This window comes from Roseibium sp. MMSF_3544, from assembly GCF_030732845.1.
Taxonomy (GTDB): domain Bacteria; phylum Pseudomonadota; class Alphaproteobacteria; order Rhizobiales; family Stappiaceae; genus Roseibium.
Genome location: NZ_JASHKA010000014.1, coordinates 69,170 through 94,562, shown reverse-complemented (window position 1 = coordinate 94,562; position 25,393 = coordinate 69,170). Strand labels below are relative to the sequence as shown.

The 25,393-nt window shown below is 57.2% G+C and carries 22 protein-coding genes; 6 read left to right on the top strand and 16 right to left on the bottom strand.

What is annotated here, in order from left to right:
* Positions 1-6: 6 nt before the first annotated feature.
* Positions 7-639 carry a class I SAM-dependent methyltransferase gene (locus RBB47_RS19805; protein WP_305987610.1) on the top strand — a complete coding sequence of 211 codons (633 nt, stop codon included), beginning with the start codon at positions 7-9 and terminating at the stop codon, positions 637-639.
* On the opposite strand, the gene bchE is transcribed toward RBB47_RS19805, so the two are convergent.
* From bchE to cobA, 4 genes are all read right to left on the bottom strand, one after another.
* Complete coding sequence (bchE, locus tag RBB47_RS19800) at positions 612-2,177, bottom strand: magnesium-protoporphyrin IX monomethyl ester anaerobic oxidative cyclase (protein ID WP_305987609.1); 1,566 nt, start codon at positions 2,175-2,177, stop codon at positions 612-614. The two genes, RBB47_RS19805 and bchE, sit on opposite strands and share 28 nt — an antisense overlap.
* 171 nt (positions 2,178-2,348) lie before the next feature.
* Complete coding sequence (locus tag RBB47_RS19795; RefSeq protein WP_305987608.1) at positions 2,349-2,921, bottom strand: hypothetical protein; 573 nt, start codon at positions 2,919-2,921, stop codon at positions 2,349-2,351.
* 47 nt (positions 2,922-2,968) lie between these two features.
* Positions 2,969-4,291, bottom strand: a complete 1,323-nt coding sequence (locus RBB47_RS19790; RefSeq protein WP_305987607.1) for a cobyrinate a,c-diamide synthase — start codon at positions 4,289-4,291, stop codon at positions 2,969-2,971.
* Entirely contained in the window at positions 4,281-5,147 is an 867-nt protein-coding gene (gene cobA, locus RBB47_RS19785; protein WP_305987606.1) for a uroporphyrinogen-III C-methyltransferase, read from the bottom strand. Before cobA ends, RBB47_RS19790 begins: the two co-directional genes overlap by 11 nt.
* 143 nt (positions 5,148-5,290) lie before the next feature.
* On the opposite strand from cobA, the gene RBB47_RS19780 reads away from it, so the two are divergent.
* Both RBB47_RS19780 and RBB47_RS19775 read left to right on the top strand, forming a co-directional pair.
* Entirely contained in the window at positions 5,291-6,388 is a 1,098-nt protein-coding gene (locus tag RBB47_RS19780; protein ID WP_305987604.1) for a cobalt-precorrin-5B (C(1))-methyltransferase, read from the top strand.
* Complete coding sequence (locus RBB47_RS19775; RefSeq protein ID WP_305987603.1) at positions 6,381-7,130, top strand: cobalt-precorrin-6A reductase; 750 nt, start codon at positions 6,381-6,383, stop codon at positions 7,128-7,130. Before RBB47_RS19780 ends, RBB47_RS19775 begins: the two co-directional genes overlap by 8 nt.
* A 16-nt stretch (positions 7,131-7,146) precedes the next feature.
* On the opposite strand, the gene RBB47_RS19770 is transcribed toward RBB47_RS19775, so the two are convergent.
* The 8 genes from RBB47_RS19770 to RBB47_RS19735 form a co-directional block, all read right to left on the bottom strand.
* Entirely contained in the window at positions 7,147-7,920 is a 774-nt protein-coding gene (locus tag RBB47_RS19770) for a WecB/TagA/CpsF family glycosyltransferase (protein WP_305987602.1), read from the bottom strand.
* A 184-nt stretch (positions 7,921-8,104) separates the two neighbouring features.
* Complete coding sequence (locus tag RBB47_RS19765; protein WP_305987601.1) at positions 8,105-9,166, bottom strand: GNAT family N-acetyltransferase; 1,062 nt, start codon at positions 9,164-9,166, stop codon at positions 8,105-8,107.
* A 232-nt stretch (positions 9,167-9,398) separates the two neighbouring features.
* Positions 9,399-11,102: a GumC family protein gene (locus RBB47_RS19760; RefSeq protein ID WP_305987600.1), complete on the bottom strand. Its 1,704-nt coding sequence runs from the start codon at positions 11,100-11,102 to the stop codon at positions 9,399-9,401.
* A 142-nt stretch (positions 11,103-11,244) separates the two neighbouring features.
* On the bottom strand, positions 11,245-12,318 hold the full coding sequence (locus RBB47_RS19755) for a glycoside hydrolase family 5 protein (RefSeq protein ID WP_305987599.1): 1,074 nt from the start codon (positions 12,316-12,318) through the stop codon (positions 11,245-11,247).
* Positions 12,318-13,391 (bottom strand): acyltransferase, encoded by a 1,074-nt coding sequence (locus RBB47_RS19750; RefSeq protein WP_305987598.1) that lies wholly within the window; start codon positions 13,389-13,391, stop codon positions 12,318-12,320. The genes RBB47_RS19755 and RBB47_RS19750 overlap by 1 nt, the downstream gene beginning before the upstream one ends.
* Complete coding sequence (locus RBB47_RS19745) at positions 13,391-14,725, bottom strand: hypothetical protein (protein WP_305987597.1); 1,335 nt, start codon at positions 14,723-14,725, stop codon at positions 13,391-13,393. Before RBB47_RS19745 ends, RBB47_RS19750 begins: the two co-directional genes overlap by 1 nt.
* Complete coding sequence (locus RBB47_RS19740; protein WP_305987596.1) at positions 14,722-15,876, bottom strand: glycosyltransferase family 4 protein; 1,155 nt, start codon at positions 15,874-15,876, stop codon at positions 14,722-14,724. The genes RBB47_RS19745 and RBB47_RS19740 overlap by 4 nt, the downstream gene beginning before the upstream one ends.
* A complete protein-coding gene (locus RBB47_RS19735; protein ID WP_305987595.1) occupies positions 15,877-16,983 on the bottom strand; it encodes a polysaccharide deacetylase family protein in 1,107 nt (368 codons plus the stop codon). It lies immediately after the preceding gene.
* Positions 16,984-17,194: 211 nt separating this feature from the next.
* On the opposite strand from RBB47_RS19735, the gene RBB47_RS19730 reads away from it, so the two are divergent.
* Positions 17,195-18,394, top strand: a complete 1,200-nt coding sequence (locus RBB47_RS19730; protein ID WP_305987594.1) for a glycosyltransferase — start codon at positions 17,195-17,197, stop codon at positions 18,392-18,394.
* A gap of 127 nt (positions 18,395-18,521) precedes the next feature.
* Positions 18,522-20,009 carry an oligosaccharide flippase family protein gene (locus tag RBB47_RS19725; protein WP_305987593.1) on the top strand — a complete coding sequence of 496 codons (1,488 nt, stop codon included), beginning with the start codon at positions 18,522-18,524 and terminating at the stop codon, positions 20,007-20,009.
* Between the two features lie 49 nt (positions 20,010-20,058).
* Here the strand turns inward: RBB47_RS19725 and RBB47_RS19720 are convergent, their stop codons facing one another.
* The 4 genes from RBB47_RS19720 to RBB47_RS19705 are packed head-to-tail and all read right to left on the bottom strand — an operon-like array spanning position 20,059 to position 23,369.
* On the bottom strand, positions 20,059-20,856 hold the full coding sequence (locus RBB47_RS19720) for a class I SAM-dependent methyltransferase (protein WP_305987592.1): 798 nt from the start codon (positions 20,854-20,856) through the stop codon (positions 20,059-20,061).
* Positions 20,853-21,905: a glycosyltransferase family 4 protein gene (locus tag RBB47_RS19715; protein ID WP_305987591.1), complete on the bottom strand. Its 1,053-nt coding sequence runs from the start codon at positions 21,903-21,905 to the stop codon at positions 20,853-20,855. The genes RBB47_RS19720 and RBB47_RS19715 overlap by 4 nt, the downstream gene beginning before the upstream one ends.
* Before the next feature lie 6 nt (positions 21,906-21,911).
* Positions 21,912-22,310, bottom strand: coding sequence for a 6-carboxytetrahydropterin synthase (locus RBB47_RS19710; RefSeq protein WP_305987590.1), 399 nt, complete (start codon positions 22,308-22,310; stop codon positions 21,912-21,914).
* A gap of 45 nt (positions 22,311-22,355) precedes the next feature.
* On the bottom strand, positions 22,356-23,369 hold the full coding sequence (locus RBB47_RS19705; RefSeq protein ID WP_305987589.1) for a dehydrogenase: 1,014 nt from the start codon (positions 23,367-23,369) through the stop codon (positions 22,356-22,358).
* 98 nt (positions 23,370-23,467) lie between these two features.
* Between RBB47_RS19705 and mdoH the strand changes: the two genes are divergently transcribed.
* Positions 23,468-25,291 carry a glucans biosynthesis glucosyltransferase MdoH gene (gene mdoH / locus RBB47_RS19700; RefSeq protein ID WP_305987588.1) on the top strand — a complete coding sequence of 608 codons (1,824 nt, stop codon included), beginning with the start codon at positions 23,468-23,470 and terminating at the stop codon, positions 25,289-25,291.
* The last annotated feature ends 102 nt before the right edge of the window (positions 25,292-25,393 follow it).

Sequence of the window (25,393 nt, the reverse complement as noted above, 5' to 3'; positions counted from 1 at the left end):
GCTCTTATGATCGAGACCGACTATTTCATACTGAAGGAAGCCCACTCACTTGGCGCCGATGCCGATGCGATCCGGGAATTCTATACGGACTGGGCCAAGACCTACGACACAGACCTCCTGATGGCCATTGGCTATGCCGGACACGAAGCTGCGGCTGAAGCGCTCTGCGAGCGGATCTCGGATACCGCCCTCGTTCTGGACGTCGGTTGTGGAACCGGGCTGGTGGGCCTGGAAATCATGAAGCGCAAGTTCGACGTGGAGATCGACGGTATCGACCTGACACCGGAGATGCTCAAGCATGCCCGCAAGAAAGGCGCCTACCGGACCCTGAACGTCGCCGATCTATTCACCGTCCTGGATGAAATCGAGGACGACAAATATGACGGTGTTGTCTGCGTCGGCATCTTCAGCCACGGTCACGTGGGTCCAGGCGGCCTCAATGAGCTCATCCGCATCGCCAAACCCGGCGCGCCTATTGTTTTCGCGGTTCTTGAGGCTTCATTCGAGGCCGATGGTTTCAACGAGAAAATCGAGACATTGGAAACCGAGGGGAAAACGAAAACACTGGATGTCAGCCTGATCGCCTTTTATCCCAAGCAGGAAGTCTTCTGTCAGCTTGTGGTGCTGGAGGTCATCTGACGCCGTTTTTGGCTTTCCATTGCCACGGTCTTGATAGGCTTTCCGGCGACGGTGCGCGTCATCGCGTTTTCGTCCTCGAGGTTGTCTCCCCAGAACCCGGCGACGGTCGGGCCATCGGAAACGCGCCGGTCGCGGAACAGGAAACCGAAGACCTCGTGAAACCAGACGCGCTTGCCCATCTGGTAGTACCAGCGTTGGGCGTGTCGGAGTTTCGGATCGCGCAACGCAATAAGCCGCCAGAGGGCCTTCGGCCTGGATTGCACAACAAACTCGATAACCTTCACCCACAAGAAGACGCGCCAGGGCGGCACGTGCCGGGTTGCCAGCACCTGGTGCTTGTAGTCCCACTTTCTCTGATCGAGTTGAATGACCTTCCTGTGGCGTATCTGCGGAAATAGCGGTGTCCAGCGGTGCGGCGTTACATAAAGCGACTGGATCTGGTCGGGATCGTAGGAGAGCAGCAAGCGCAACACCCGCCAATAGTCACGATCCCGTTCCTCCTCAAACCCGACAACCCATGTTGCCATCGACAGCATTCCATGTTGCCGCATGAGCCGGATCGCCTCCCGATCCGTGTTTGTGGAGCCACCCTTGCGCACCTTTTTCAAGATGTCCTCATCGGTGTGCTCCATCCCCATCAGGAACCGTTCGATACCGGCCTTCTTGTAAAGGTGAAGATGCGCACGGTCGCGCACGATATCGTCTGCGCGCGTCGACCCGACAAGCGTCACATCAATTCCTTCTGCAATGATGGCCTCCAGAAACCGTTTCCACATTTTCTTCGAAGAGGTCGGATTCTCGTCGGCAAAGTTGAATACCTCAACGCCGTGTACCCGATGCAGCCACGCGATTTCCGCAGCGAATTTTTCCGGGTTTCGATGGCGCCACTGTGTCCAGAACCCCCGCTGTCCGCAATAGGTGCAGGGATGCGGGCACCCTCTTGAAAACTGCACCACCACGGCGCGTTTCCGGCCCCAGTAGGAATAGTTCCTGAAATCGATCAGCTCCCAGGCAACTCGATAGGCGTCGAGATCGCGGATAACCGGTTGGGGAGCCGTCGACAGGATCTTGCCGTCCCGGCGAAAGGCAAGACCATTCACTTTTTCCAGCGGGGTTAGCGTGCAAATCGCCTTGACGAGCTGCCGGCAGGTTTCCTCGCCTTCCCCGCGAACGATGACATCGATTTGCGGTTCTTCGCGCAGAACATCGCGCCAGTGATAAGTCGGAAAGACGCCGCCATAGATGATTGTGAGATCCGGGTGGGTGGCCTTCGCCCGGCGAGCTATCTCACAGGCGGTCGGATGGGCTGATGTTGATCCGGAATGCCCGATCAAAAGCAAGTCACAAGCAGAGGCCTCGACAAGCGCGTCAATATCCTCAAGGGACATCGGGCCGAATTCAGCATCGAGCAAGTCAACGCAATGTCCGTCGTCTATCAGAGGTCCGGCAATTGACAACAAGCCGAGCGGAGGCAGGTGGTCGTCTGGAATCCGGCTGCCAATGGCCGTGTGAGGAGGGTTTACGATCAGAATGTTCATCTGGACCCCGTCTTGCTGGTTTGAGGTCCGCAAACAAGCGCAGGGTGTTGTGCAGAAGCTTCCGGGAAACCGAGAAAAAATTAGCTTCAACTGCAGGGATTTTGTGCAGGCCCGGTCTCAGGTGCAGGAAATCACCTTACGGGTGCGTCGGTGTTTTCGACTATTTGATGGTCATCCACCGCACTTTTTCCGAATGGAATCGTATAACTCCATCAGGCCATCAACATCAAACTGCAAATGGAACTCCGTCTCGTTCCGGTCTTTCATCGAGACCCGGAGGTTACCGCCTTTTCTGGCGTTGTAGAGCAAAGAGTGTGCAAAACCCGGATATTTGATCATCACCAGATTGGCGTGTTGGACAGACGGTTCCAGGTGATCCAGATAACTTTCATACGCATCGGCAAAGCCTCCAACCGGCGTGACCGGCATCTGTCTTTCGATGTCATCCCGCAACAGGTACCTGGCGTCCTGGTCAACCAGAAGCTTGAACCGATCTTGGTCAGGCAGAACAAAAAAGGACACGCTAAAGAAGTCCTTTTCCAGGCAAAAGTAGACCAGCGAAGCACTTAGTTTCCCGCTTTCCGCAATGCTTCCCGATGCGCTTAAAACAATCACGTTGTCATGCTGTTTCGAATGTGAAATGCGAAGGGTCCAGCTGTTGCTGCTTGTGACTTCCGTCTTGGGCACCACACCAATCTGAGGCGCGACAATTTTGGCCCAGGCCGCGAAAGCTGGCAGAAGCATTAAGACACCGAAAATAACAAATCTCATAACATCCCTTGTCCGCGGCCTTACGCCCTGCAGGATATCACATGCGCAAAGGACCCCATGACCGTTCCTTCGCGCAAACCCATCTCGGCCAAGCGGGTATCTTCCGCATCTTCTGCCGCAAACAGCCGATCTGCTCCGCCCTCCGTAACAATCGAGGCATAGTGGAATTCATGCGCTGAAAGCGATCCGATCCAAGGCAATCCACCGAGTGGCCGAATTTTCCGGTAGCCGAGATGACGCTTGCGGGTTTGGAAGGTCGTTTCGAGCGGCAGGAGGCCGAGCATTTCATGCCGGTTGCCCTGCGCATCGATGAGGCCCCTTCCGAGGGTCATATAGCCGCCGCACTCGCCATAGATCAGGGTTCCAGACGCGGCGGCTTGTTGAATCCCATCGTTGAAGTTTTGCGCGTGCGAGAGTTTCTCCGCATGTAGTTCGGGGTAGCCTCCAGGCAGATAGATCGCGTCGCAGTCCCGGTGTGGCGCTTCGTCTGCAAGCGGTGAAAAGAAAGACAACTCGGCCCCCTGTTCCCTCCAATGATTCAATAAATGCGGATAAGAGAACGCGAAGGCGATGTCCCGGGCAACAGCGATGTGCTGCCCGAGGGGAGGCGGCAGATTTGACGAGGGTCTTTCGGCAGAAGACACCCCGGTGGCTCGTTCCTTGAGCGCTTCGAGGTCTATGGCTTGTGCGCACCGATCAGCTGCCGCTTGAAGAAAGACTTCCAGATCCTCATGCTCTGCCGCCTGTACGAGCCCGAGATGTCTATCCGGCAAGACAAGGTCATCAGAGCGCGGCAGCGAGCCGAGCACCGTTACGCTGACTGGCTCCAGCGCCGCGCGTAGCATTTTCTCATGCCGGGCACTGCCCACCCTGTTCAAGATAATGCCAGCTACATTGACGTCGCTTCGATAACTCATGAAACCGTGCACCAGCGCGGCAACGGACTGAGCCTGTTTTGCGCAATCGACCACCAGAACAACGGGTAGGTTCAGGGTTTTGGCCAGATCGGCGACTGACCCCTGTCCATTTGCCGCGCCATCAAACAGACCCATAGCGCCTTCAACGATCAAAAGCTCCTGATCAAATGACTGAGAGACAGCCAGGCTCCGAACCGTGTCAGCGCTCATTGCCCAGGCATCGAGATTTATGCAGGGCGCACCACTGGCAGCTTCATGAAACTTCGGATCGATATAGTCCGGGCCGGATTTCGCAGACACCACCGACCGGCCGGCGTTCCTGAAAGCCCGCAGCAGAGCCAGCGTGAGGGTCGTCTTGCCTGCTCCGGACGAAGGGGCTGCAATCAGAAGACCTTTTGCAGCAGTGGCTTGCTGACTAGCCGGCATCTGCCGTGCGGCTTTCCGCGCGAACGCCCAAGGGGTCCGACGTCAAAACCTTGCCCGACATGGCCCCAAGCCAGTCAAGCCCGCTGCGGAGCCGCACAACTTCGCCCACGCAGACGATGGCAGGCGGGCTTATCCCGGCGGCCTTGGCGTCTGCGGAACAGCGTCCAAGGGTCGTTTCCAGAAACTGTTGCCCGGCTAAGGAAGCGTTACACACGATACCAACAGGCTCGTCCACAGACCGTCCACCGGTTATGAGTTTGCCGGCTATCGTCTCTAGATGTTTCATCGCCATGTACATGACAATGACCGGCGATCCCTTGGCGATACCGTCCCAATTGATGGCGTCCGGCGTCAGCCCGGTCTGGTCGTGCCCGGTCAGAAACGTGACCGCCTGGTTGCAGTCCCGGTGGGTTGCCGGAATTCCGGCATAAGCCAGACCGCCGATACCCGCGGTAACACCGGGAATGATGCGAAAGGGAATACCGGCTTCCACAAGACCCAGGGCTTCCTCGCCGCCGCGGCCGAAAACGAACGGATCGCCGCCCTTGAGGCGCAGGACACGCTTTCCGGCACGGGCATATTCAATCAGCTTCAGCGTGATGTCGCGCTGTTTCGGGCTCGGCCTGCCCCCACGCTTTCCGGCGTAATCCATGATTGCCCCGGGTTGAACCCAGTCCAGAATGCTCTTGTCGACAAGGGCATCGTAAACAACAACATCAGCCTGGCGCAGACCGTTGACGGCATGCAATGTCAAAAGGCCCGGATCACCGGGCCCTGCTCCGGCAAGCCAGACCCAGCCGGCTTCAAATTCCGGCAGACCTTCGGGCATCCTGTTGTTCTGTTCAGCGCCATTCATGAATCCTGTTTATCGGGCAATGACAAGAACGCCAAGCGTTACCGCGATGGAAAACAAAAGAAATGCGACATTTCGGGCCTTGGCCGGGGCAACGCCCGGCCCCATAAATGGAGCCGGTGCACAACATCCGCTATAGAAGGTCGATGTCTTCAAGCGAACCGACAGAACTGAGACGAGGCTGGACAACAGGAGCGTGCGCAACCGCGGCGGCCAAGGCTGCTTATTGCGCCCTCTTGAGCGGCACTTTTCCGGACCCTGTGGAGATTTCGCTGCCGAAGGGCGGAACCGCCGACTTTATTCTTACCCGCCACGAAATGTCAGACGGTTTTGCCACCGTCACGATTACAAAGGATGCCGGTGACGATCCGGACGTGACTCATGGTGCTCTGATCACCTCAACCGTCCGGTTGCTTGCACCCGGCGAGGGTGTCCGCTTCAAGGCCGGCGAAGGTGTGGGGACGGTAACCCGGCCCGGATTGCCGATCCCGCCCGGCGAACCGGCAATCAACCCGGTGCCAAGGCAAATGATGGCATCGGCCATTGCAGAAGTGGCCGAACAAAACGGCGGCACCGGCGATGTGGAGATCGAAGTGTCGATCGAAGGCGGTGCCAACCTGGCACTCAAGACCATGAACCCGCGTCTTGGGATTGTTGGCGGACTTTCGGTTCTCGGAACGACGGGGATCGTGCGACCGTTTTCCTGTGCGGCCTGGATCGCTTCCATTCATCGTGGCATCGATGTTGCGCGCGCTGTCGGCCTGACGCATGTCGTCGGTGCGACCGGGTCGTCCTCGGAAGATGCCGTACGGGCCCGGTATTCGCTCGACGAGGCCGCTTACCTGGATATGGGCGACTTCGCCGGCGGGCTTCTTAAATACCTGCGTTATCACCCGGTCGACAAACTCACCCTTGCTGGCGGTTTTGCGAAATTTTCCAAGCTCGCCCAAGGTGCGCTCGACCTGCACTCCGCCCGAAGCTCTGTGGATTTCGTATTTTTGCAGGATCTTCTAAGGGATGCGGGATCGCCTGAAGCCCTGATTGCAGAGGCGGCAGATGCCAACACAGCGAAAGAGGTTCTTGACCGCTCCCTTGACGAAAAACTCGATCTGAGCTCGGTTCTTGCCGTTCGGACGAAAGACGCGGTCAAGCGCATCCTGCGGGACGCGCCGGTCAGACTGGAAGTGCTTGTGACAGACCGTCAGGGCACCGTGCTCGGCGAATGTGGCTTTGACGATGGCTGACCACATTCTGCTGCTCGCCGGAACGCTCGAAGCGCGCCAGATCGCGGGAGAGCTGGCACGCACTTATCCTGAGATGCGCCTGACTGTTTCATTTGCCGGTGTGGTCCTGGACCTGCCAGGTCTCGGGCTGCCGACGCGTATTGGTGGTTTTGGAGGTGCGAACGGATTTGCCGACTATCTTCGCACCGAGAATGTGGGGCTTGTCATCGATGCCACGCATCCCTTCGCGGCCCAGATGAGCACGAATGCCGTCAAGGCCTGCGATATCAACGGAATCCCACTCATTCGCCTGGAACGTCCGGCCTGGGCGGCTGCTCCCGGCGACAATTGGCAACATGTTGGATCGATGGCGGACGCCGCGGCAGCACTGCCTGCGGGCGCAAGAGCCTTCCTGGCTGTCGGGCGAAAGGAGGTTTTCAGATTTACCGAACGGGCCGACATCTATGGCCTTGCCCGCATGATCGAAGCCCCCGTGGCTGCGCTTCCTGAGCATTGGGACCTGGTGCTGGCGCGTCCCCCGGCGACCGCAGATGCTGAAATCGACCTGCTCCGCGCGCACGCCATTTCGCATGTCGTTTCCAAGAACAGCGGCGGAACAAGATCCTATGCGAAGATTGAGGCAGCTCGCCGACTTGAGCTGCCGGTAATCATGATAGACCGGCCCAATCTGCCCGAAACGATAACGGCACCAGACAAGACCACTGTGCTCGCCCTGGTGAAGACCCTTCTCAGCCAGTCGTAGCGGATCAGCGATCGTGCTACAGCTGATCGCGTCTAAGTTTCAAAACGGCCCAAAAGAACCTCGGAATACCGATGACGTAGCGGCGGAATAGCCGCCGCGGCTCTTGCAGGAAACGGAACAGCCACTCCAGACCAATCGCCTGGACGAACCGGGGGGCGCGTGCGACTGAGCCGGACATGAAATCGAAGAGAGCCCCGACGCCGACGGCAACCGCGACATCCAGTTTCCCGCGGTTCTCAACGATGAAATGCTCCTGGCGCGGATTCCCCATCGCGACCAGCAAAAGGTCGGGGCGGTGCCGGCTGACCTCGGCACAAACGTCGTCGCACTCACTCGCATCGAAATAACCGTTCCGATGGCCAACGACCTGATGCATCGGATAGCTTGTTTCGATGTGCCTTCGCGCCTCGACGACATGATCTTCTTCCGCACCCAGCAGGAAGATCCGCAAAGGTAAGCCGATGTTTTCGAGGATCTCCGGAATGAGGTCGGTTCCGTTCAGGTTGGCCGGAAAACTTCTGCCTGTCAGAATGCGGCTTGCCATGTCGATGCCGATACCGTCGTTCAGCAGCGTCATCTGCTTGAGCGTGGCGGCATAGTCCGGATTATCCAGAGCAGTCAAAATCGTGTGGGCGTTGCAGATGCCGATATCAAGCGGCTGACGCAATTGCACCGCCTTGCGCACGAGCTGAATCGCGCCATCGCGTTCAAGTCGCGCGATAACGAACGGACCGATTTTCGCGGCCGTGTCGCTGAGAGCAACGGTTGCATTCACGTCCTGGACAAGCATTCACACTCGTTTCTACTGTCATTTTTACGAAGCAGGATAGAGAAGGACCGATTTTAGGACAGTTAAAATCAGAGCGTGTCAGCGACTGTGTTTGAACAGCGTTAACGAGGTCTTGCGGTCAATCGATGCAAGTGAGCTGGAGGTGCCCAGATAGGGAAAGACGTATGTGCCTCAGAAATGCTGCTCAGGATGCGGTATCGTCCTCGCGGACGCGCTTCCATTTCCGGTGTGTCTTTTGAGCTGCCATCGCCATTTTGCCTGGAAGCGATACACCTTGTTCAAACTCGAACAATTCAGAGGCCTTGGCTCCAAACTGGGATTTGAACCTCTCATCTCCCACGGTGAAATCGAAGACCTGCCCCCCTTCTTCGATAAACAACCGGTAGATCTCGTCATACAGGATGTATCCGGGAGAATATTTTCCGAAGGTATCGTAGTCGCAACCGATCAGTAGGTAGTAAAACCGCTTGTCTCGCACCAGCCCCAGAACGACGCCGATCATTTCGGCCTGTGCTTCCAGAACGTAGACTTCGGCAAACGATTGGTATTCGCCCGCCAAGGCAGCGTAAAAGCGCCTGAATTCCTCTTCCTGCATGAGGTCGCCATCGAAGCGGCCGGCCCTAATTCGCGCGATAAAATCGATGGCACTTTCGATTTCATCAACACTGGTCAGCTTGCGAACACGTCCCTCAAGGGAATTGAAGAAACCGCGTTCCTTGCGATCCAGCGTTTTGACGAAACTCGGACGAAGAGCCGTCTTTCTCCAGAGGGCATGATCTTCGAACGGGTCAGTCGCATGGGCGGAAAAGTCGTGCTTGCGCCACTTTCCGGGAAATAGCGCAGCAAGCGCCTCATGATGCTCTGCCCGGACTTTGCGGATTCTGAAAACATCATGCGGCGGCAACAAGCGCTTCAGATCGGCGCCAAGAGAATTCAGCTGCTCCTGGTTCTGCGCCAGCTCGGTAGACATGACCGGTGCATTATAGTCGGTCACTCCGAAATCAGGCATTTCAATCAGGCGAAGACCGCGGCGCTTTCGCGCGACCAGAGGCATGACAAAAACGGGAGATCCGTCTGTGTCCCGGATCGTCAGCGCCCACATTCTGGCGTTGTGCGGTTTCAACAAGAAATTACGTATTTGCTCCAGCCATACCGGGTGTTGAAACGCGGTAGCATTCGAATTTGCAAGCAATTGCGTGTAGTCGGGGCTGTTGAAATCGAAGTCATCTTCAATTGACGCAAGCATAGAGCTGTCCGAAAACCCCAGATGGATTACGCTACGGCTGAATGCCGAAGCTTAGCGCCGCCTCTGTAACAGAGTAATTACTAACGCATGCCTATTCAAAAAGTGTGAATTTAATTTGGGCGATCTGAATTTTCTTGGTCACAGGTGAGATTCGCCAGGCCAGTGCGCCCTGCTCCAATTTGAGGAGAGGTCAGCATTCACATGAATTCAGTTCGAATGGGGACGGGTTTCGCTAGCGCGCTGCAGAAGCCACGTAAGAGCGGACCACTGGGTTCTGGAAAAGGCGGATTACAATCGCGATCACCAGGCCAAGTCCAAACCCGAGCATGGCGCCGCCGACAATACCGCCAAGAAGCAACATCTTCCGCCCTGGCCCGTCGGCCGTCAGTGGCGGCTCAGCCTTGCCCAGCACACGCACATTGGTGAAGGCGTTTTCCAGTTCCTCGTTGGTCTGACGCGTGCGTCTGAGAACCGTCTCGTAAATGCTGCGGGTAGTCGCCGCCTGAAGTTCAAGGTTGTCCAATTCCGCCTGATAAGGCGAATTGCTCAGCTTCAACGCCTTCTGCGCGGCGAGTTCGCTGGCGATCTCGTCCTGCGCCTTTTCAGCCTGCGACAGCTCGGTCTGGGCCGTGGAGGCAATCCGTTTCAGCTCCTGGTCGATTTCGCGCCGAATGCCTGCCAGCGACGCTTCGGCTGCCGCCAGTGACGGGTGGCGCGCTCCCAAAGATATCCGTAGCCGGTCGAGTTCCGCGGACGCAGTCGAAAACTGCCGCCTGAGCTGCAGCAACGATGAAGACGAGACTTCCGCATCATTGGCGCCTGCAACAGCCGACTCCAGCGACAGACGGCTGGCGGCATCGGCCTTTGCACGCGCTTCGATGGTCTTTTGTTCGGCCTGCACCAGGGCCGTGTTGAGTGCAGCGAGGCGTTCATCGGAAATCAGAACGCCGCCTGCGGTCACCAGGTCGTTTTTGGCGCGATAGTCCTCGACCGCTTTTTCAGCCGCAAAAGCCTTGTTGCGCAGGACTTCCAGTCTCTGGTCCAGATTTGACGTGAAGTTCAGATAGCTGTCTGTGGCGGCCGTGTCCTCATAGTTCATGAAAGCTTCAACGACCGCATTCGCAATATCCGCCGACTTGACCGGATCACCGGTTGTGGCGTTCAGGGAAACAACATAGGAGTCGCCCACCCTTCCGATTCCGATGGCTTCGCGCAATGCACCAGCCGCTTGCACGACGGCCTCGTCACCGTCGGCGCCGCCGGCAAACTCCGGGTCGTTTTCAAGGGACAGTTTGCCGACAACTTCCCGCAACACCACGCTTGAAACCAGCACCTCAATTTGGCTGTTGATCAGCGCTCCCGCCGACTGTGTGTTGCTGCTGCTGCCGTTTTGTCCCTCCCACGCAATCGTCAGTCGCGCCGGATCGAAGTAAAGGCTCGTGTTGGCGGTGTATTTTGACGGCACGATCGTGGTTGCAAAGCCGATGAGCACCATGCCGGCGATCATCAGAAACAGGATGAGTTTCCAGCTCCTGACGATTGCGCTGAGCAGAATCCGAAAGTCAAAAAACGGCTCTGCGGACGCATTGTGTGACGGCAGGTTTTCCCACGCACCACCCGATACGTGGGTATCGGGAAGCAACGTGTAAGACTTTTCGAAGGGACGCTGCGCGGGCACCAAGCCGGCATATTCCGGCTTGCCCCCGTCGCCGCGGTCCACGTCTGCAAGTTCGTGGTCAGCCACGTGCCTTGGCCCGTAGGCGGGCCCGTCATATTTCCGTCTTCCCGGATTTTCGGAGACATAAGCGTTCACGAGCCGGCGCGCCGAGTGGTCCTCGTCCTCCCACCGGTCATAGACGGTCTCAAAGGACTGCGGATTTCTGCGGCGGCGATGTTCCCATCCGGGATGGTCCCAATCGTCTGCAATGCGGCTCATGCGCTCGAATTTGCCTCAAATGGCCATTTGGTTGTTTCTGGTGCCAGGGTCTGTTGAGGTTCCGGTTTCGGTCGCTGCGCGTTTTGGAATTCAGAACCTGGTCAGACCCCAGGGTCCGTAACCCTAACCTGCTGAATTAGGGTTAATTTATTGTTGAGCAGGCCTCTTGGCCGCCGACAAAATCATCCTTCATGACCGCATGAAGTTGAGGACGATCTCCTTTGGCCGTTGGCTGGATGTTGTTGCCTTCGCTTTCCGGCCACCATTCTCCGGCCGCCCAATAGGTCCAACCAAACCACTGCTCCCGGTTTTCGTCCATAAACTCGACCATCGCGCGGAGGCCATCAAGGCAGGCCTGTTCCTTCGAACCGCCGAACTCGCCCAGCAGGCCGCGCGCATTCTGTTCCTTGAGCCAGCCGGTCACGCCTTCCAGACCTTCAAGCGCGAGCCGGGCATTCGGGCAGGTTTCATGCGTGCCGGATCCGTCCTCGTCAAGATACTGATGGATTTCGTAAATGAAGTTGTCGGCCGGATCGACAACTGCCGACATGACCTTTGAATTGTTGCCATTGGGAAGATCTTTCAGCCATGTGGACGCTCCGCTCCAATGGGTGCCCGGCACAAGGATCATGTTTTTTGCACCGGTGGCCCTGATGCCTGAAATCGCCTGGTTTGCCGCAATCAGCCAGTCCTCCGCCGTTATGTCGAAGGGCTCGTTCATCAGGCCGAACAGCACATCTTCGTCATTTGCAAACTCGAGGGACAATCTCACCCAGAAATTGGCAAATTCCGGCGCCCCGAGACCCGGCGTCATCATCCTTTGGCCGCGGTAGTAGCCAAAATTGTGCGGATCCAGGATGACCTTCATGCCATGGGTCTTGATGAGTTCGACCGCGCTCTTCAGCCGCTCAAGCTCGTTTCTCTCCAGACCGCCGTTTCGCACCGGCTGCAGTCGCTCCCACAAGAACGGCAGGCGGATCATTTTCATGCCCTTGTCGGCAAAATACCGAACTGTGCTCTCCGACGGATAGATGAAATTTGTTCCGTAAATTCCATCGGCTTCGCCGTACTCGGCTCCCGAAAGGTTCACACCGCGATAACAAACCCCAGCCGATTGGGCGTTGGAGGCCGCTACAGTCAATAAACTGAAAATCGCCGCCAGAACTGCCGCCAGCAGAGCCCTTGGAGCGCAGGTCGATTTTGGTTGTTCAAACATCAAGACCTTACCTCTTCCGGCCCGGGGCTGAATTTCCGCGAGGCCCTTTTTTGCATCCTGCGCTTCTTGAAGTAATCGGCGACCGGCTTTTCAAACGCCCAATAAGAGATCAGGGCGACCAGCACAGACGCTGCCATGCAGGAGAGTAGGAAGACCGGACCATTTGCCAACGCTGCCAGAGGTGGCGCCATAAAGGCGATCCGCACTGCGACCAGTGTAAAGACATGGGTGAGATACAGGCTGTACGACGCATCGCCCAGGAGATGAAGAAATCTCGATTCCCTGATCTTGCCGAAGTCGATCGAGACAAGACAAAGTATGATCAGGGCCGCCGGCAGTCCGGCGCTCAGCAAACGCGGCCATTCGGGTTTCCATATGTCGAGGCCCACGATCGCGAGCGTAGCGACAGGCAGCAGCAGGAGCGCCCCTATCTGCGGCAATGTGCGTTGGCGAAGAAACAGCCCGCCAATCAGAACGCCTGCCAGAAACTCGAATACGATGGCGTTTCCGTAAAATCTTGCTGCGACGCTTTGCAGCCCGAACATTTCGATACCCAAATAGACGGCCAGGAACAGAAGCAGCAGGCCCCAAAGTCTCACCGATTTGGAGACAAGCAGAAAGCCACCGAAAATCAGGTAAAAATACATTTCATAGTTCAGCGTCCAGCCGGGAATGATGACCGGCGTGATCAGATTGCCACCGGTATTGGCCGGATTGAGCCAGGGAACAAAAAACAGCGATGCCAAAACGTGCGGCAGATCGAAGACGGTCGACTTCAGATATTCGGGAAACGCAAAGGCGATGCCAGCCGCCAGAACGGTCAGCACCCAGTAGAGCGGCACGATGCGCTCTACCCGCCGTTTGTAAAACTCTACCGGACTCATATCCCGATCCGCTGTCGTCAGCCACATGACGAAGCCGCTCAGGACAAAAAACAGATCGACGCCGATTTCGCCAAACAACGGCGGCGCAAATTCCGAGCCAGGATCCACATGCCGCCACTGCAGAACACTATGAAAATAAACGACCAGCAGCGCGGCGATACCGCGGACATACTGGAGCTGCACAAGCATCACGCGGCCCCCCCGTTCGCGCTGCGCCGGGTCTCGCCGGCGAAAATAGGCGTTGGCACACGCATATCGGCGAACTTGAGGTGTCCGGCCAGGAGCCAGAGAAGGCTGGCAATCTTGATGGAGAAAATCGCCGTGCCGCCGATCATCATGTTCATGAAAATGAAGATGCTGATCCCGTGGGCAAATCGTCTTTGCTCAACGGTTTCATAAGCGGGAAACAGGCTGACGAAAAGCCAAAGCAGAACCAGGCTGAAGACTGTTCCGATGACGATCACATAGATGTAACCACTGTCGCCAAGCGCGGGTGCGAGACCGGCTTCAAAGCCGAGCTGCGCCAACAGTCCCATCTCCTTGAACAGGCTCATCGTGAGCACGACCCGCCCCTGGATATTGTCCCCCTGAGCACCCGGGTCCGCCAGATAGATCAGCATACCGAGAACCAGCAGGACCGGCAGGTAGAGTGCGCAGACGATCTTTGGAAGATGCGGGAAGATGAAAAAACCGACCACGCAGATACCACCGAAGATCAGCATCGTCCTGGTATCGTTTGTCAGGAGAATCAGAACGATGGTCAAAAGACAAAAGAACCTTTGACGTGGTGTGAACCGCCCCCAGAGCGACAACAGGAAAATCATCATCACGCCGCAGAAATTCGCGAGCGATACCTGTTCCAGAAACAGCGAAGAGCTTCGGTGATTGATGAGCCCGAAACTGAATCGCCCCTCAAAGCCGAGAGCGTTGCGAAACAGCTTTGAATCGACCACTTCGAACAGTTCGATACCGCGCGTGTTGAAAAAATACAGGGCCGGGTAGAAAAGATCCCCGTAAAGATCGGTGAAGAAGATTTCGAACAACAAGGTCAGGAACACCAGCATTGTCGCGGTGAGAAACAGATATTTTATCGTTCTGCGGTTGGCCCACGTGCCGAGTGAGACGAAACAGAAGATGATCAGGATGTTGCGAAAATAGTCGAGAACCACATAGCCATTGATGGCGGATACATAGACGGCGAGAAAGAGCGTGACGACCAGATAGGTCAACAGGATCATGTCCTGCTCGTAAAGACCCTTGCTCAGGATCAAGAGGAGCGCGACGATCAGAATTGAAATCTCCGCGAGCGCGACTGCGCTGAACTGCAGATCCACAACATGTGCGTTCAGGATGGCAAGGACGGCATTGTAGAACGTTGCCGCCAAGGCAACGAAGACAATCGCCATGTTCCTCTTTTCACGAGATGCGATGCCATCGCTTCCGGATCGCCGGACACTCGCACCATATCGGTTGACGTTGCCTGACTTGCCGGGAACAGCCAAATTCGGTGCCAAAGGGGTCATGCTGTCACCGCCTTCCGATAGAAGTCGTCATAGTGACGGACGGCCGCATCCCAGCTGTTTTGCTCCGCTGACGTCATCGCGGCCATTCGCATGTCCGGATCGAGCGCGAGATCCTCGCCAGCCCGAGTTATGGCAAGCGCTGCCTCTTGCGGGTTTTCAAAGGACGTCAGGCGAACGGCCGGATGCTTGACTGCCAGTGACTTGAAGGCGGTGTTCGGCGCCACCACAGGTATCAGCCCGGCGGAGAGGGCTTCCACCATCGCGATGCCAAAACCTTCATATTCAGACGCGCTGGCGAAAAGACTGCAAGCCGACATGACTTGCCTCATCTCCTCTTCGCTGACGCGAATGTGGAAATCGACATGGTGCTCCAGATCGAGCCGCGCAACGAGAGCCCTCAGATCCTCAACGGACAGGTCAGAAGGCGAGCCAATGATGTCCAGATGCCAATCAGCGTCCCGTGCAACCAGATCATGAAGGGCCTTCAAAAGCATATCGAGCCGCTTGTTTTTCGAAAACCGTCCAATCGTGACAATTCGCTTGACGGGGTCTTGCGACGAGGCATTGCGAAACTTGTCGCAATCGACACCGTTTTCGATCAGCGTCACCTTGCTCGGTGCAATCTTATTGAACATTTCAAAGTCGTTCGCAGAGCAACATGCGATTGCGTCGTAGAAGGACGCGGACAAACGGGTGGGGCCGTTCAGCCAGACTTTCTTCAATGCCATGAAAGCGTCTGTGTGAAAGAAACCGCCGTGGGTGGTCGCGACGAGTTTTTTCCTGCGAAACACATTTGACAGCGCCAAAGCGTCAAAAAAGTAATCCACGGCGTGAACATGAACCAGGTCGGCATCGGCGACCTGGGAGAACACGCCGGGGGCAAGTGGATACCGCTTGCTGCCATGATAGGGAATGCGGTGGACATCGACGCCTTCGATTTCCTCGTGCATCGGCAGTTTCCGGTCAGGTTCGGTGAACAGGCGGTCGAGCGTCACGACACGCAGGTTCCGGAATCTGCCCCTTTGGCGTGAAACGAGCTGGCGCACGAAATCCTCGAGCCCGCCGATCATGGGCGCATACTGGCGCACCACGTGAACGACCGAGAGATCTTCAATGCATTCCGCCAAAGGATGTTCTTTCGTCAGGTTCATTCACAACTCTGCGGCCAGGTCAGTCACAGGCGGACCACCCCGCGTCGACAGCGCACGGTAGAAGCCGTTCATTCCGCAAATGACATGAGACAAGCCGTCTTCGGGATATTCAGCATCCTGGCGCGGCAGGAGGAATACATCCTGAAGATGGTCCGGAAACAGGCATCCCGGATCCGTCGTGACCGCGGTCTGAAATCCGAGTGACCGGACGATCTCGGCTTCTCGGCGGCCGGTCAGGGAAGGTCGGCCATAGGGAAACGCGAAATGCGGCACTTCGCGTTCCAGCTTCTGTTCCAGGAAGATCTTGTTGTCACCGACGTCACGGCGCACCTCGTCGTCAGGCAGTAGGGCAAGTGCCCTGTGGGTTGTCGTGTGTGCGCCGATTTCGATCAAGGGATGCCTGTCGGCGCTGCACATCTCCGCTTCATTCATGAAGAATGTATCGACCAGATCCGGAATGGACGTGCCGCTTTGTCTGAAGACCGGCTCAAGCTGATCAGCCCTTCTGAAATCCTGCCAGACCCAGGCAAGCAGATGACGAAAGGTCGCCAGTTTCTCTGAATAGTTTTCACATGCGAAACGGGTTCCAAGCGGCTCGAACTCAACCTGGTCGTTTTTCAAGACCGCGTCCCGCAGTCCGAGCCACCAGGCATTTATGGTTCTGGTGACCACCTCGGTCGGAACATAAATGACCGCCGGCGCCTGGTAGCGTTCCATGACTGGAAGCGCCAGTTCCATATTCGACCTGTAGCCGTCATCGAAGGTAAGCACGGCAAACGGTTTGCCGCCGGGGTCGGTCAGCCTTCTCATTGCCTCGGACATGCCGACAAACTCGCGGCCCGAGGCCTTGAGTTGTTTGATAATGGCTTCGAAGTCCTGAATCCGGCAGCCCTGGCCGAGCTTTGTTTCCGGTTCGGTCGTGAACTCGTGAAACATCAAGATGACGCCGCGACCGCGATACCGGCGCCCGACAAGCCCGGCGAGCCCGGTTCTGGACAGCGTTTGAAGTCCCAGGGTTTTCACCTGGCGGCGCAAACGATCCTTCGCCGAAACGTGAAGCCTCGTTACGGGAAGGTCCTCATCTTTGTGATTGCATTCGCTCTGCATGGCCGCGCAGATCCTGCTTTCCACCGCGAATCCGCGTGTTTCTCAAGTGTCTCACTGCCTTTTTCTACCGTCTTCGCAGTTAATTTTTGGGAAACCCAAACGAGCGCAAAGACCGCAGGAAAGCGCGGGCTTACGTTTCTGTAACACTATGAGGACAATTGTTCGTGCGTAGCCAAAGGGCCAGTTGCCAAAACCGAAAGCAGACGAGCCGATGCGAATTCTGATGCCGTGCGCCGCTTTCCCGCCGTTTATCGACGGCGGTGGTCCCGTCTCCGCTCTACTGCTTGCCAAGCTCTTAAAGAGCGAGGGGCACGAATTGCGCGTGGTCCATGTCTCTGACGAGGAAAAGCGCGAGGACTATGAAGGCATTCCGGTTCAGCGAAAATCCTCGCTGAACCTTTACTGGAACTATTACGAGCCACGCCCCAAGTGGCAAAAGCTTGCCTGGCACGCGCTGGAAAACGGCAATCCGCGCGCCTATCGCGAAATGCGCAAGGAGATTGCCGACTACAATCCGGACATCGTTCTGACCGACAGCATCGAGAACATCAATGTGGCAACTTGGGCAGCTGCGCGCTCGCTGGGTGTGCCGGTCGCCCATACGATACGAAGCGCCTTTTTGTTATGCTGGAAAGGCGTGATGCAGAAAAACGGCAAACCTTGCGAGCACCAATGCCTGACGTGCAAGGTCAGCGCGCTCGGCAAGCGGCGCTTTTCGCAACAGGTCGATGTTGTCATCGGGGAATCCAACTACATCCTTGAACGGCATCGTACGGAAGGATATTTCCGCAACGCGGAAGCGGTGCGCATTCCAGGCGCGATACCGGCACTCGTTGCACATGAACCCCTGTCATTTCCAACGGACCGGCCGTTTCGCATCGGATTCATCAGCGTTCACACGCCTTTCAAGGGCTTCGATGTCCTTGGCAAGGCGGCTGCGCTCATTCCCGAAGATGCAAATATTGAGTTCGTGATTGCCGGAACCGGGCGGGATGCTTTTGCCGAACGGGCGCGCGCGCTCTTTCCGCCGGATAGAACAACCTTCACGGGCTGGATGAAGCCTGAAGAGTTCTTTCCCAAAATAGATCTCCTCGCGTTTCCCTCCGTAGGCCGGGAAGCTTTCGGCCGGGTTGCGGTGGAAGCCTTTGCCCACGCCGTGCCAGTGGTGGGATCTGATCTCGGCGGTATTTCGGAGACGGTCCAGCCGGACAGGAATGGCTTGCTGGTAGTGCCCGGAAATCCGGAGTTGCTTCAGGAAGCCCTCCTGCGGATAGCAGGCGATCCGGATCGTTTTGGGCGCTTGTCGGCAGGCGCGCTGCAAAGTGCGCAGCTCTACAAGGCTGACAAGATCGCGTCGGCTTACACCGACGCTCTGTCTCTTGCGATCAGACGCAGACAGGTTGCCGCCTAGCCTCGGGACATTGTGCTCCGCCTTTCTGCAAGGCACTTGGCATCCTTTTTTTAAGGTCTTGGCGGTAACATTGACCAAAAGGCGAGTGGAGGCCGCGTGCGGACTGAGCCTTCACCCAGGGAACGCAATGCAGTCTATTCTAAACGCCAGCCTGTTCGTGTCTGCGTCCGGCATCATGTCGCTGGTTGCCGGCTTCGTGAGCTCCGTGGTCATTGCACGTCTCCTGGGCGCGGAAGGAACCGGACTCACAGCACTGGCTGTTTGGGTGGCGATTACCGCTGCAATCATCTCCAGCACAGGCGTACCCGCGATCGTCCTGCGTTACATTTCACGCCAGGAGAACACGGCCGAGGCGCAAAACGGCCTCGTCAACTTGCTTTACAGGCGGTTTCTCTGGCCCGTTTTGCTCGCCAGCACACTCTTCCTCGCTTATGGCGTTGGCGACTATTTTTTTGAAGGCCTCAACAATGCGCTTGTCTGGGGAATTGCCGGGCTGATCTGCTTTGCATATGCCCAGGGGCATTATGTAATTGCAGCCGATCATGGCCTTGGACATTTTCACAAGACGGCCCAGAAGACGGCGTGGGGCTGCGCCTTGCAAATCCCCGTGACAATCGCCGGAGCGGTCTTTTTCGGTCCGGCCGGCGCCATGGCAGGCTACCTTTGCCGGTATCTGCCACAGGCTTTCGGATTGAGTGCCTACAAGCACCCCTCACGGACCGAAGGCATTGAAATCACGCCCCAAATGGTTCGCTACGGACAGAGCAACTGGTTGACGATCGTGCTCGACACGCTCGTCAAGACGCGCGTTGAATTCCTGTTCATCGGCTTCTTTTTCACGGTGACCGAAGTCGGCTATTTTGCCGTCGGCGTCACGTTCTCCAGCCTGATATTGCAATTGTCGCTCTATCTTGCAGCCGGCCTCACACCGGGATTTGGAAAACTGCATGACGATCACGCAAGAGAGGACCTGCAGCTTTCCTATGACAGGGCCTTGAGATGGCTTTCGCTCTTGCTCGTTCCCGTGAGCCTCGGCGGCGCAGCGGTTATGCCGGCCCTGATTCCACTTGCATTCGGTCAGGATTTTGCAGCTGCGATCCCGATTGGAACCTTGCTGGTTCTGTTCGCTCTGCCACAGGCGCTTTCCGCCGTCATGCTTTCCGCAATGCTCGCTTTCGAGCATGACCGGCCGCTGCTTCTGATCAACATTGTGTTTGCCGGGATCCTGGTCATCCTCAATCTCGTGCTTGTGCCGGTCTATGGCGGCGTGGGCGCGGCAATCGTGCGCGGTCTCATCGGCGTTTTCGCCTTCGCTTTCATGCTCACTTATTGCCACAAAGCCCTTGGCCTGAGCGTCAACCTGGTTGCCATGGCCAAACTTCTGGTGTCCGGAGTTGCCTGTGCAGCGACCGCGTCCATCATTGTTTTCTTCATTGACGGACTGCCCGGCTTGCTGCTCGCCATTCCCGGCGCGGCATTTGTCTACCTGGCATTTCTCCGACTGATCAAACCGTTTCCACGCAACGACCTGAACGCGCTCGGAAGACTGATCAGCGACAAGTTTCCCTGCCGTGTTCAGCCGGTGGCATTGCGCGCACTGGCATTCCTTCAGTAGCGTGAATTGAGCGCTTCACCGCGAGAATGGCCTTCGAGACTGTTACTGGTCATCGGGGAAAGGCTGCGAAGTCGATATGCCCGATTGTGACCTTGAAGTCACCGGACAGGATATCATCCGCACGTTTCTGTCGCCATTCTTCGAGGTCTTCTTGAGCGAGCCCGTTTTTCAAGCCGACACCAACCCAGCCATCCAGAAACTCATCCAGGAATGCTTGCTCGACGGGCCCGGCCTGCCAGTCCGATTTTCCCTGCTCCACCCGGTACCCTTTAGCCATGAACAATTCAACGGCCCGTTGTGCTGCATCCGGACCAAGGGCACGTCCAAAACCCTTGTCCGTCTTCTGATCCCGATTCAAGACATCGTGCATGGCCTGGTCCAGGCCTGCGATCGGATGGAAGGCTACTCGGCCGTCATAGGTCAGGCTGGCAAGGAAGGGTTTCCCGACTTGTGTTATGCAATCGACAAGGCGGGAGAGAAATGCCTCGGATACGAGATCCAGAAAAGCGGATGTCGTGATTGCGTCGACGTCTCGAAACGGCAAATCCTCGAGCGATGCAGCAAGATCAATGCGGCGATACGATAACTCTCCGCCCACCTTGTCTTGCCAGCGCCTGGCTGCAACATCCAGAAGTGCCTGATCGTAGTCCGTCAGTTGCCAGCTTGCCGAAACCGGTATCCGGTCCCTCAAAGCAGCGACCGTCGAACCGGCACCGCTGGCAAGATCAAGGAGCTTTGGTGCGCGATCGGGCAACTGCTCCACGAACGCTGCTTCGACGTCCCGGTTTCTGGCGGCAAGATCAACCGGTTCTCGTAACGCCAACCACTCAGCCGAAAACCCGCTCATTTTTTGGTCCGTTCAAGCGCTGATGCGAACTCTGTCGCTGCATCCATCCAGTCCGGCAAGGCCGACGCGGCGCGAGCCCCTGCCATCGCCATTTCTTCGCGCTTGGCGTTATCCTGGATCAACAGCTCAAGCGCAGCGCGCAGCTTGCCAACATCTTCCGTGCCGCAGTAGATGGCTGCACCTTCAGGCAGTGTATCCGCAACGGCGCCACCGCCACTTCCGATGACTGGCAGACCATGCGCGAGTGCCTCGGTATAGGCCATTCCATATCCTTCGTAACGGCTTGCCAACACGAATACATCCGCATTTCCGTAAAACCCGGAAAGCTCTTCCGGAGCGACCGCCCCGTGAAAGGTAACGCGCTCCGTTAGAACGAGATCGGCAAGTTGAGCCTGAAGCAACCGATAGCAACCGGTGTCTGCGTCTGTCCCCCCAACCACGTCGAGATGCCAATCGTATTCCTTCAGGGTTTCCAGAGCGCTGAACAGGAGGTCGTATCCCTTCCGGGGAACGACCGTGCCAACTGACAAGAGACGCAAGCTTTCCCGCTCGGCGCGGTCCACCATGGCCGGCTTCTCCGTGCCCGGGAGCACAACCGAGATGTCTTGTTCAGGAACGTCAAACAGGTCCATGACCTGGGTTGCTGTCGCGTGACTTGTCACAATAATGTGATTGGTGAAGGACAGCGCTTTTCGCTCGCTTTCCTGCAGCGCGGCTGCTGTTTCGGGAGAAAGACTGGTCTCGCGACACAGCGGATGATGCACCAATGCCACCAGGTCGAGTTGATCTGCTAACACTGCGGCGGCTTCCGCCATGACACCAAACGCCAGTCCGTCGATAACCAGTGCCTCCCCGTGGGGCAGGCGCGTCAGGCGCTTCTGTGCCTCGTCAAGCGTTGCCTGGTCAGGAAGCGGAAATCCCTCGCCGAGGGATACCAGATCGACCTGCCAGCCAAGATCGCGCAAGCCGGTAATGATCTTTCGATCGTAGCCATATCCGCCTGTCGGGGTGTCGATATCGCCGGGATAGGCGAAGTTCAGCTTCTTCATCGCCGGTCAGATTTTCGCTTCATACCAGGCACGGGCAACATGCGACTCTGAGATTGTTATCCGGATCGCATCAAGCTCGCCGCCCGGTCGGCCGAGACGATTGTCGCGTGCGGCTTTGGCCAGATGATCGTGAATGTGTTTGGTCAGGAACTCGGTGGTGGTGTTGACGCCGGCAAACTCCGGAACGTCATCCAGATTCTTGTAGTTGAGCGGCTGAAGAACCTCTTTCAGCGCCTCGTGCGCGCGGCCGATATCGATCACGACGCCGTTTTCATCAAGGCTTTGGGCCAGGAATGCCGCATCAATGACGAAAGTCGCGCCGTGCAGCGCCTGGGCGGGGCCGAAGAGTTCACCCTTGAACGAATGGGCGATCATCACATGGTCACGAACTTCAACTGCAAACATTTTCAAGGTTCCTGAAATTTCTGGGCGAACGGTCGTACCGGCTGTCTAGCCGGACTGCTCCTCATAAACAACAAGGGCGGCCAGAACATCTGACGCCTTGTTCAACAATTCGGGAAGCCTGTCCGGCAGGCTTCGGAAGGGGATCCTGTGACTGATCAACCGGTCAAGCGCCGGATCCGTCAACAGCGAGAGTGCCGTCTCCAGGCGGCGCCTGTATGTCCACCGGGGCTGGCGCTCCAGGGGGATCGTTCCAACCTGACTTGAGATCAGCTTCAACCGACGGCAGTGAAAGTCGGCCCCAAGGGGAACTGCGACATTTTGCGCGCCATGCCAGCTCATTTCGACAATTGATGTCTCGTCGCCGGCGCATTTCAGCGCGGTTTCAAGCCCGGCCGGGCTCGCACTGGTGTGGAACACAAGGTCCTGATCTTGCGGTGCATCCTCGGGCAGCGAAAACGCAACTCCAAGTGCTTGCGCAGTTTCTGCGCGCTCAGGGTTTGTATCTATGACGGTTACAATTGATCCGGGCAATCTGCCGGCGACGTATGCGGTCAGGAGACCGACAACCCCGCCTCCGACCACGCAGATGTGATCCCCAGGTGATGGTTTTCCGTCCCATATAGCGTTAAGCGCTGTTTCCATATTGGCAGCAAGAACAGCACGTTCGGGCGAAACGCCATCGGGAACAGGCACGCAGGAACTGGATGGGAGCGTATAGACGCTTTGATGTGGGTAGAGCGAAAATACAGTGCGACCGACAAGGCCGGAATCACCTTCCTGCACCGTTCCGACACTGGAATATCCGTATTTCACCGGAAACGGGAAGTCGCCTTCCTGGAAGGGCGCGCGCATGCGCAGCCATTCGCTCTCGGGCACCTCGCCTCGAAAAACAAGACCTTCCGTACCCCGGCTAACGCAGCTATAGAGCGTGCGAACAAGCGCCTCTCCAGACTGCGGCCCCTTAACCGGAACCGTTTCAAGTCTGCAGCGCCCGCGTTCCGCGTACCACAAGGCCAGCGCATCGCCTGTGCCGCCCGTCACCACCTCGTTCTCAATCATTCCCGTAAAATTCCGCTTATTCGCCTAAACGCTGTCAATATTAGGACATTTTGACATGCGCACTATCGCCACGATTGCCCGGATTGGAAGTCAAAAATATGTTTCGAGTCTCTGACCCCTCCATTTCAGACAAAACAGCGACCAAAATGACGATCAGGCGACTGCTCTTTGCATTTCTGCTTGGAACGAGCTTCGTCGGGCTCACTGTCTTGATGGCTGTGACGCTTTCTCCGGGTGGCCTCAAGCCGCTCGATATCTTCATCTTGTTCTGTTTCATGGTGACCCTGCCGTGGACAATCATCGGGTTCTGGAACGCAGTCATCGGATTGCTTGTGATGCGCCTTTCCCGCGATCCGGTCGCTGCGGTGTGTCCGATCAAGGTCGGTGACGCGGACAAGCCCTTGAAAAGTTCAACAGCGCTTTTGTCCTGCGTTCGCGACGAAGACGTGGAGAGCCTTGAGACCCACCTCAGCGCCATGGTCACAAACCTGATCCGCGCAGAACAGGCATCGCATTTCAAACTCTATGTTCTGAGCGACACTTCCCGCGACGATGTCGCCCTGCACGAGCAGGAGATGGCTGCGAGAATGTCCGAGCGCTTTAGCGGTCAGATGGAGATCGTTTATCGCCGCCGGGCGAAAAACACCGGCTTCAAGGCAGGCAATATCGAGGACTTCTGTGAGCGTTGGGGTGATGATCACGACTTCGCGCTGGTTCTGGACGCCGACAGCTACATGTCCGCAGACGCCATTGTCGAACTTGTGCGCCGGATGGAAGTCAATCCTAAAATCGGTATCCTTCAAAGCCTCGTTGTCGGCCTGCCGACGGACAGCGCCTTCGCGCGTGTCTTCCAGTTCGGCATGCGTCTCGGCATGCGTTCTTATACGATCGGCAGCGCCTGGTGGCAGGGCGATTGCGGTCCTTACTGGGGACACAACGCGATCCTGCGACTGAAGCCCTTCAAGGAACACTGCCGCCTTCCGGTTCTGCCGGGCAAAGGCCCGCTGGCGGGCACGATCCTGTCGCACGATCAGGTCGAAGCTGTCCTGATGCGCCGAGCCGGTTACCACGTTCGCGTCCTGCCCCTGGAAAGCGGCAGCTACGAAAACAATCCTCCGCATTTGCTTGAATTCATTCGCCGTGACCTGCGCTGGTGCCAGGGCAACCTGCAGTATCGCCGGCTTCTCGGCATGAAGGGCCTTAAGCCGGTCAGCCGTGCACAGCTCTTTCTAGCGATCCTGATGTTCCTGGGCTCACCAGCCTGGATCGGTTTCATGGTCGGTGCAGCGGTCCTTGGAATGACGACGGACTATGCACCTTACCGCCCGGATACAGGACTTATCCTGTTTGCGACGGTGCTGACCATGGTGTTTGCGCCCAAACTCGCCACCGTTGCGGATGTTCTCGTGCGCAAGGATCTCAGGAGAGCCTTTGGAGGTCCCATCAGGGTTGTTGTCAGCGTTGCTGCGGAAATCCTCTATTCGGCCATGCTGGCGCCGATCCTGGCCGTTGCCCACACCATGTTCATGGGCGGTCTGGCATTCGGAAAAACCATCGGCTGGGGCGCGCAGGCACGTGGCGTCTCACGGTTGCCGGTGCCGCTTGCCGTGAGCAAACTTTGGCCGCAGACGCTCTTCGGCCTCGCAGGCCTCACCTGGATGTCAGCCCAGCCCATCGAACTCGTCTGGCCGGTGATACCGGTTGCCGTCGGGCCATTGCTCGCTGCCTTGATCGCTGTGTCGACATCGACGAAGTTTCTCGGAACTCTCGGGATCAGGTCCACACTTTGGCGGATCCCGGAAGAAACCGCACCTCCGGCCGAGCTTGCCGATCTTCACCTGCCCGCATTGTCAAAGGGCGCGACTGCTGCAGTCGCTCAGGCAGGCCTTGTTCAGGGCGATCCCGAACCGGCCGAGATCTGATCCTGCTGTCTCTGCAAGCAGCACCAACGAAAAAGACCGGCAAAAGCCGGTCTTTTTTTGTTTGGCAATCAGGGCATGCCATCAAAGTCTGCCATAAGGGCT